Source organism: Streptomyces phaeochromogenes, from assembly GCF_001418655.1.
GTDB classification, from domain to species: Bacteria; Actinomycetota; Actinomycetes; order Streptomycetales; family Streptomycetaceae; genus Streptomyces; species Streptomyces phaeochromogenes.
The window spans coordinates 38,984-46,276 of sequence record NZ_LIQZ01000192.1 but is presented as its reverse complement, the minus strand read 5'-3'; the positions used below and the strand labels follow the sequence as shown (position 1 = coordinate 46,276).

The window sequence follows — 7,293 nt, the reverse complement described above, 5'->3', positions numbered from 1 at the left end:
CTTCCTCGGTGGTCAGGCCCTCGATCGGGATTGCAGTCCCGGACGGGGGCCGTCGCATGTTCTGAAGTTGTCTTGCTGGGTGGCTTGCTGGGTGTCTCGGTTGTCGCGGGGCGAGCATATGCCCGCCAACCGGACGGAAATCCAGCTGAGTTGGCGATTGTCACCCTTGTGGGCGATGTGGCCTCGCGGTGCTGACGAGGTGCCGATGAGGTGCCTACTGGTCCTGATGCGGAGGGTCGGGTTGGGTTTGGTGAGGTTCTCTCCCGAAGTTTTTTAAGAGCTTTGATGTCGTGCGGTACCGGCCGGCCGCTCACCGGGACGGGAGGCTCCGGGGGCCGGTGGGAGCGGCGGGGTGCGCTTGGGGGCTGCGGTACTACTGCATGTTCTGCACGTGCGGATGGTCGGGCGAGGCCGTGCACACGTACAGCTGCAGGTTGTAGCTGCGGCCGATGTTCAGGCGGGTGGCGCAGGCCGGGCCGAGGAAGTGCAGGCCCGTGTAGTCGGCGTCCTCGGTCGGGCGCCAGCTTCCGCTGCCGCCGTCCCATTCGGTGCCGTCGATGGTGAGCAGCGGGCGTACGTCCGAGCCGCACTCGGGGCAGGCCATGGGGAACGGATCGCTGAAGCTCCAGGGCGCGTGGCCGCCGAGTTTGCAGCCGGGGGCGACGCTGAGGTCGTACTGATAGTCCACGACGGTGACGTCGTCCAGGTCGTCCAGGTCGTCCAGGTCGTCCGGGTCGTTGGGGTCGTTCGAGCCCTGGCCCTCCTCCCAGGCCTCGATGCGTTCCGCGAGGTCCTCGGGCAGCTCGTGCGGGGCCGGGTACTCGGTGACCGTCTCCGGGTGGAGGACGCAGGGTTCGGGGAGGTAGTTGTCGCTGCCGATCACCGACGGCTGTGGGGCGGCAGTCAAGGGGTCGGTCACGTCGGAGGACGCCCGCCAGTACAGCTCGACCGCGGGGAGGTAGTCCTCACCGTGGTCGAGGGCACCACAGCACCTGGAGCAGGTCGGTACCGGCCGGGCCGGGCAGCGCGGGGACGTCCGAGGCGTACAGCTGGACCACGGGGATCATGGGGACCGGACCGTCCTGGGGTATCCGCGTCCTGCCGGAGATCGAGGCACGGTCGACGATCACGCGTTCCTCCGGTGTGAGGAGGTCGGCGCCCTCGGCGCGCGGCCGGGCCCAGGCCTCGGCGAGGATGCGTCGCCCCAGCCGTACGTCGTCGGGGGCGACGCCGTGGTGCCGGGGGGCGTCGTGATCCGGGCAGGTGGGCCATGGCTCATCGGCCGGCCACAGCAGGGGGCCGCCGATCGAACTGTCCGCGGCGGTGGGACTACCGGAGCGGGGGTGCAGCCGGACGGCGGTACGTGCCAGGGGCGCCAACTCCGGGAAGAGGGCTAGGACATCGGCGGGCCGGGGTGGGGTGGTGCGGGGCATGGGGAGAGGTTATGGGTTGGACGGGCCGTCGCGGATGTCCCGTATCGGCTGGGCCTCGACAGATGACCTGCACGAGACTGTGGGGGTGTCCAAGCAATGCGAAGCAGGGGCCGAGAGTACGCCCGTACCTGAGGAGTCGCTCGCGCGTTCGGTGTTCGCGTCGCTCGGGGGCGTCGTGGAGATCGGTGCCGTGAATTTCACCGGTACCTGGAAGCTCGCCGACGTCTCGGTGGATGGCTTCCTGGCGGGCAGACGACAGGAACTGGGGCGTCTGATGGACGGCATTCAGGAGGTCTGCCGGTTCGGCGCCCCGGGCATGGCGATCGCGGACGAGCTGGGGTATTTGCGCGAGCACGAGGTGACGCCGGAGTTCCTGTTGCTGTGGTCGGCGGGCCTCACGGGCGTTCCGGAGCCTCTCGAAGAGCTTGCCGAACCGCGTGTGGTGCGGCGCATGTGCCGGATGGGCGCGGACCTCCAACTGACGCGATTCCTCCAGGATTTGATCACTGCGGCCATCTGCGCCGAGGTGGAGGAACGGGCCGGAGCGGCCCACATCGCCGAGATCCTCGGCATCGCCTCCGAACTGGTGGACTCCTCGGGCCGCAACTCCCCTGAAACGGCCTTCCGGATGTGGAGAGTCGCCCAACTGCCGGACCTCCTCCGCCCGGATTCCCCCGCCCCGCAGTGGGGCCGGGCCGCGTTCCGCGCGTACGACTTTGAGCTGGAGAAGGTTCTCGCGTCTGCCTGAGACCGGGTGGAGTGCCGGCTCACTCCTGTCCGGCTCGGAGTTTCGGGCGGCAGCTTGATCGCACCGGTGTTCCCGGTAAGTTCACGTGTGCACACGGATGTCTTTGGTATTGGCGTGACGGGGGTTGCGGCGTGGCGGGCTATCGGCCGACGGACTGGCATGTGCTGGATCTTGAGAAGGATCCGACGCCGGGGGATCCGGTACGGGTCAAGTCCTTGGCGAAGAGCCTGCACGACTTCGCCGATGACGTGCAGGACGCTCTGCGGCTGGTGAAGGGGATGGCGGACGAGGATGCCGTCCTGACGATGGTGGGCAAGACCGCCGATGTGTTCCGGGACGAGTTCTCCGGGGTTCCGAAGAATCTCAAGAAGCTGAAGAAGTCGTACGACCTTGCCGGGGACGCGCTGGCGGCGTACTGGCCGCAGTTGGAGCGGGCGCAGGCGTTGGCGGACAAGGCGCTGGCCCAGGGGCGGGAGGCTCAGGCGGATCTGTCTTCGGCCAAGTCCCGTCTGTCGTCGGCCGATTCATGGGTGACCCGGGCGAACAAGGAGGCGGACAAGTACAAGGAGGACAAGGACGCGGGCAAGGATGTCCCGAAGCCGGACGAGTCCAAGGTCCGTGCTGCGACGAGGGATGCGCAGAGCGCCGAGTCCGCGCAGACGTCCGCCCAGTCGGATGTGACCTCCGCTTCCAACGCCCTCGACGCGGCGAAGAAGATGGCGGCCGACGCGCGCAAGATGCGCGAGGACGCCGCCGGCGACGCCAAGCGGAAACTCGACGAGGCGTCGGACGCCGGTATTCAGAACCGCAAGTGGTACGAGGAGGTCGGCGACTGGTTCACCGACAACTGGGACACCATCGTCGCGGTCTGCAAGGTCGTTGTCGCCGTCCTCGGCATCATCGCGATGATCATCGGTGGGCCGATCCTCGGCGCGATCGTCCTCATCGCAGCGCTTGTCGTCCTGGCCGACACCCTCAACAAATATATGAAGGGCCAAGCGTCCCTGTTGGATGTGGCCTTCGCCGCGCTGGACTGCATCCCGGGCATGAAGGGCCTGACCAGCCTGGGTGGACTCGCCAAGGGTTTGAAATCCCTGGGCAAGGTGGGCCTCAAGGGCATGGCCATGGGCCTCAAGGGCCTCGGTCCGCGTGTGCAGGGTCTTGGACGCCAGATGAAGAACCTCTTCACCTGCGGTGATCCGATCGACATGGCCACCGGCCAGATGGTGATGTCGATACCGGACGTCTCGTTGCCCGGCGTCCTGCCCCTTGTCGTCGAACGCAGCCACCGCACCGGCGTGAAGGCCGGGCGCTGGTTCGGAGCCGGCTGGACATCGACCCTGGACCAGCGGCTCCTGGCCGACGACGAGGGCATCCGGTTCATCGCGGACGACGGCACCGTGCTGTACTACGCCGTTCCTGAAGCCGCCGAGCCGGCGCAGCCGATCGTCGGCCCCAGCTGGCCATTGAGCTGGGACGGCACCCCCGACGGCGAGATCACGGTGTGGCGGCCGGACAACGGCACGACGCTGCGGTTCAAGCGAATACCGAGCGGCGGGGCGGGCGAACTGCTGCTGGCCGGAATCGAAGACCGCAACGGCAACACCATCGATGTCCGGTACGCCCCCGACGGTTCCCCGGAAGAGCTGATTCACCACTCCGGCTACCGGCTCGGAATCACCACGGCTTCGAACCGCATCACCGCCCTCACCTTGCTCAGCGCTCCCGGCCGGCCGCGCCTCATGGCCTACGAGTACGACGAGCAGGGCCGCCTCACCGGTGTCAGCGACTCCTCCTCGGTGCCCCAGCGCTACAGCTACGACGACCGGCAGCGGATCACGGGCTGGCAGAGCAGGCAAGGCGACTGGTACCGCTACGCGTACGACGACGTCGACCGGTGTGTTCGCTCGGGTGGTGCGGACGGAGTCCTCGCCTACTCCTACGCGTACGACGACGAAACGCGCACCACCGTCGCGACCGACTCCCTCGGGCATTCCCTGGCGTACAGCTTCGACGAGGCGTACCGGCCTGTCAGCGAGACCGATCCGCTCGGCCACACCACGTCGCGCACCTGGGACGATCGCGGCCGACTGGTCGCCCTCACCGACCCGCTCGGGCACACCACGCGCTACCGCCATGACGTGGCGGGCAATGTCACGGAAGTCGTCCGCCCCGACGCGGGTGTCATCACCACCGAGTACAACGAACTCGATCTGGTCACCAAGGTGACGCAACCGGACGGCAGTTCATGGGAGTCGGTCTACGACGAGCGCGGCAACCGCGTGGCCGTCGTCGACCCGCTCGGTGCCACCACCTCCTTTACGTTCGACGAGCGCGGCGGCCTCACCGGCGTCATGGACGCGCTCGGCCACCATCAGCAGACCGTCGTCAACGACGCCGCCGGCCTGGTCGTCGGCATGACGGACGCGTTGGGTGCGAGCAGTTCCTTCGTCCGGGACGCCTTCGGCCGGATCAACGAACTCACCGATCCCCTCGGGGGAATCACCCGGGTCGGCTGGACGGTGGAGGGCCAGATCTCCTGGCGTGAGCTTCCGAACGGGACCACCGAGCGCTGGTCGTACGACGCCGAGGGCAATCCCCTGGAGTACTCGTCGTCGACCGGCCGCCACACCGCGTACCAGAACACCCACTTCGACCTCTGCTCCGTGCGCGAGAACGAGGACGGGACGCTGGAGCGGTTCGAGTACGACACCGAACTTCGGCTGAGGAGCGTCACCAACGGAGCCGGGCAGGTCTGGAGCTACGAGTACGACCCAGTGGGCCGGTTGACGTCCGAGACGGACTTCAACGGCCGCGGACTGACCTACCGCTACGACGCGGTGGGCCGACTGGTCGAGCGTGTCAACGGAGCGGGACAGGTCACGGCGTTCAGCCATGACTCGCTCGGCAACGTCGTGACCATGGACGCCGACGGCGCGACAACGACGTATGCCTACGACCCGCTCGGCAGGCTTGTCCGGGCGCGGAACACCGATGTCGAACTCGGTGTCGAGCACGATGCGGCGGGGCGGGTCCTGGCGGAGCGGTGGAACGGACACGAGGTCCGCACCGAGTACGACACCACAGGGCGCCGCACCCTTCGGAGGACGCCGAGCGGCGCGGTCACGCGCTGGACGTACGCGCCCGAACGGCGTTCGCTGGTGCAGCAGTTGGGGCGGCACGACGTCACCTTCCAGTACGACGTCGTGGGACGCGAGATCGAGCGGGCACTCGGCGATGCGGCACGTCTGACCCATGACTGGGACGTGGACCGTCTGCGGACGACGCAGCAGGTGCGCTCGTCGGGCTCGGGCGAAGTGGTACGGCGTACCTACCAGCACAGTGTCGACGGCGGCCTTGTCGGGATGTCCGACCTCCGCCAGGGCGAGCGGTCCTTCGAGCTGGATCGGGCGGGGCGGGTGACCGCCGCGCGGGGCGGCGCCGGCCGGGACGAGACGTATCGGTACGACGGCCTCGGCAATCTCGTCGCCTTCGGTACGTCCGCGCCGGTGGACGACACCGAGACGGGCCCTGGGGACCGGACGTATTCGGGCACCCTCATCGACCGGGCGGGCCGTACGTTCTACCGGCACGACGGTCAGGGCCGGGTGGTCCGGCGGGTCACGAAGCTACTGTCCGGCGGCAGGCGTGAGTGGCGCTATGTGTGGAACGCCGAGGATCAGCTCACGGACGTCCACACGCCGGACGGCGGCCACTGGCACTACGTCTACGATCCGCTCGGCCGGCGTGTGGCGAAGCAACTGCTCGGGGACGACGGCACGACCGTTGTCGAGCAGATCACCTTCTTCTGGGACGGTGACCGGCTCGCGGAGCAGACGGACGGCGTCGTCAGTACGTCGTGGGACTGGGGCAGCGGAACGACACCGGTCGGCCAACGGGTCCGCGGTCGCGGACCGGTGGGGCCGGATTCGCCGCAGGAAGAGATCGACGAGCGCTTCTACGCGATCGTCACCGACCTCATCGGAACGCCGACGGAACTGGTCGACGAGGACGGAGACGTCGTCTGGACGCGGTCGTCGACGTTGTGGGGTGTTCCGGCAGGACCGGCAGGAACGGCCGGTGGTGACCGCGCCGACTGCCCGCTGCGTTTCCCCGGCCAGTACTTCGACGCGGAAACCGGGCTGCACTACAACCATCACCGCTACTACGAGCCCGGCACGGCACGCTATTTGAGCCCCGATCCGCTGGGGCGCACACCCGCGCCGAATCACTACGCTTATGTGAAGAATCCCCTGCAGTGGATGGACCCCCTGGGGCTCAAGGCCCCGTGCATGGTGGATCTCTACCATGGAACTTTCGGGGGTGCCGCGGACAGCATTGTCAATGACGGAATCAATCTCGCGGTCAGCAATCGCAAGATGGACTTCGGCAGGGGAGGTTTCTATGTGACGAATGATCCCCGGCAGGCGCTCACCTGGGCCAAGAGGCTGGCCGATGACAAGGGTGATGTCCCTGCCGTACTGCACTTCAGAGTTCCGAAGAGTGAAATGGACAAGTTGAACGGCAAGATATTCGATGGTCCGAGTGATGAACTCGCTTCCTTCATGAAGCACCACCGCAGCGGGGGCGCAATGCATAACTATGAGCTCGTGGAGGGGCCCATGCTGAGAAATCCCGGAAGTTTTGTAAGGGGCAAAGCCGACCCCGTGTTCTCAGGCCACCAGGTAGCGATCTATTCGGACCGGGCGGCAGAACTCTTCAATAATTCATTCCATCAGAGGTTTGGGCCGGCATCATGAGAACCGAAGAGTTCCTGACTCGACTCGATGGCGAGATGCTCGACTATTTTCGAGAAATGGTGGACGTGCTGGTTGAACATTTCGGAATCTCGAGAGCTGAGGCCGTGGCGAGGATTAACGAGAGGTATGCCGACGAGGAGATCTCCGGTATGAACCAGGACCTTATGTGTCATGAGTTCCCGGAATTCTGGGCCTACCATCTCTACTTCAAGGCGACACGTGACGCGCAACCGCTTCCCTCAGGTGATCCGGATGTGGACGGTGACCTCTCGGAGTGGGAGGTTCGCCCACCGCCACCCAGAGAGTCCCCCTTCTGGACCCTCAAGGACGAGTAGGGCTAGGGCTGAAACAG

At 66.7% G+C, this 7,293-nt stretch carries 5 protein-coding genes; 3 read left to right on the top strand and 2 right to left on the bottom strand.

Annotated elements, in window-relative coordinates; genetic code table 11:
• Positions 1-373: 373 nt before the first annotated feature.
• Both AOK17_RS53795 and AOK17_RS53790 read right to left on the bottom strand, forming a co-directional pair.
• Positions 374-919 (bottom strand): hypothetical protein, encoded by a 546-nt coding sequence (locus AOK17_RS53795; RefSeq protein WP_342671519.1) that lies wholly within the window; start codon positions 917-919, stop codon positions 374-376.
• A 46-nt stretch (positions 920-965) separates the two neighbouring features.
• Positions 966-1,433 (bottom strand): hypothetical protein, encoded by a 468-nt coding sequence (locus tag AOK17_RS53790; protein ID WP_342671518.1) that lies wholly within the window; start codon positions 1,431-1,433, stop codon positions 966-968.
• 85 nt (positions 1,434-1,518) lie between these two features.
• On the opposite strand from AOK17_RS53790, the gene AOK17_RS25805 reads away from it, so the two are divergent.
• From AOK17_RS25805 to AOK17_RS25795, 3 genes are all read left to right on the top strand, one after another.
• Positions 1,519-2,181: a hypothetical protein gene (locus tag AOK17_RS25805; protein ID WP_157881389.1), complete on the top strand. Its 663-nt coding sequence runs from the start codon at positions 1,519-1,521 to the stop codon at positions 2,179-2,181.
• Positions 2,182-2,312: 131 nt separating this feature from the next.
• Positions 2,313-6,941: an RHS repeat-associated core domain-containing protein gene (locus AOK17_RS53620; protein WP_055614935.1), complete on the top strand. Its 4,629-nt coding sequence runs from the start codon at positions 2,313-2,315 to the stop codon at positions 6,939-6,941.
• Positions 6,938-7,276 carry a hypothetical protein gene (locus AOK17_RS25795; RefSeq protein WP_063997289.1) on the top strand — a complete coding sequence of 113 codons (339 nt, stop codon included), beginning with the start codon at positions 6,938-6,940 and terminating at the stop codon, positions 7,274-7,276. Before AOK17_RS53620 ends, AOK17_RS25795 begins: the two co-directional genes overlap by 4 nt.
• Positions 7,277-7,293: the final 17 nt, after the last annotated feature.

Coding starts and splice junctions, on each gene's coding strand:
- AOK17_RS53790 (WP_342671518.1), bottom strand. CDS start 1,433: ATGCCCCGCACCACCCCACCCCGGCCCGCCGATGTCCTAGCCCTCTTC.
- AOK17_RS25795 (WP_063997289.1), top strand. CDS start 6,938: ATGAGAACCGAAGAGTTCCTGACTCGACTCGATGGCGAGATGCTCGAC.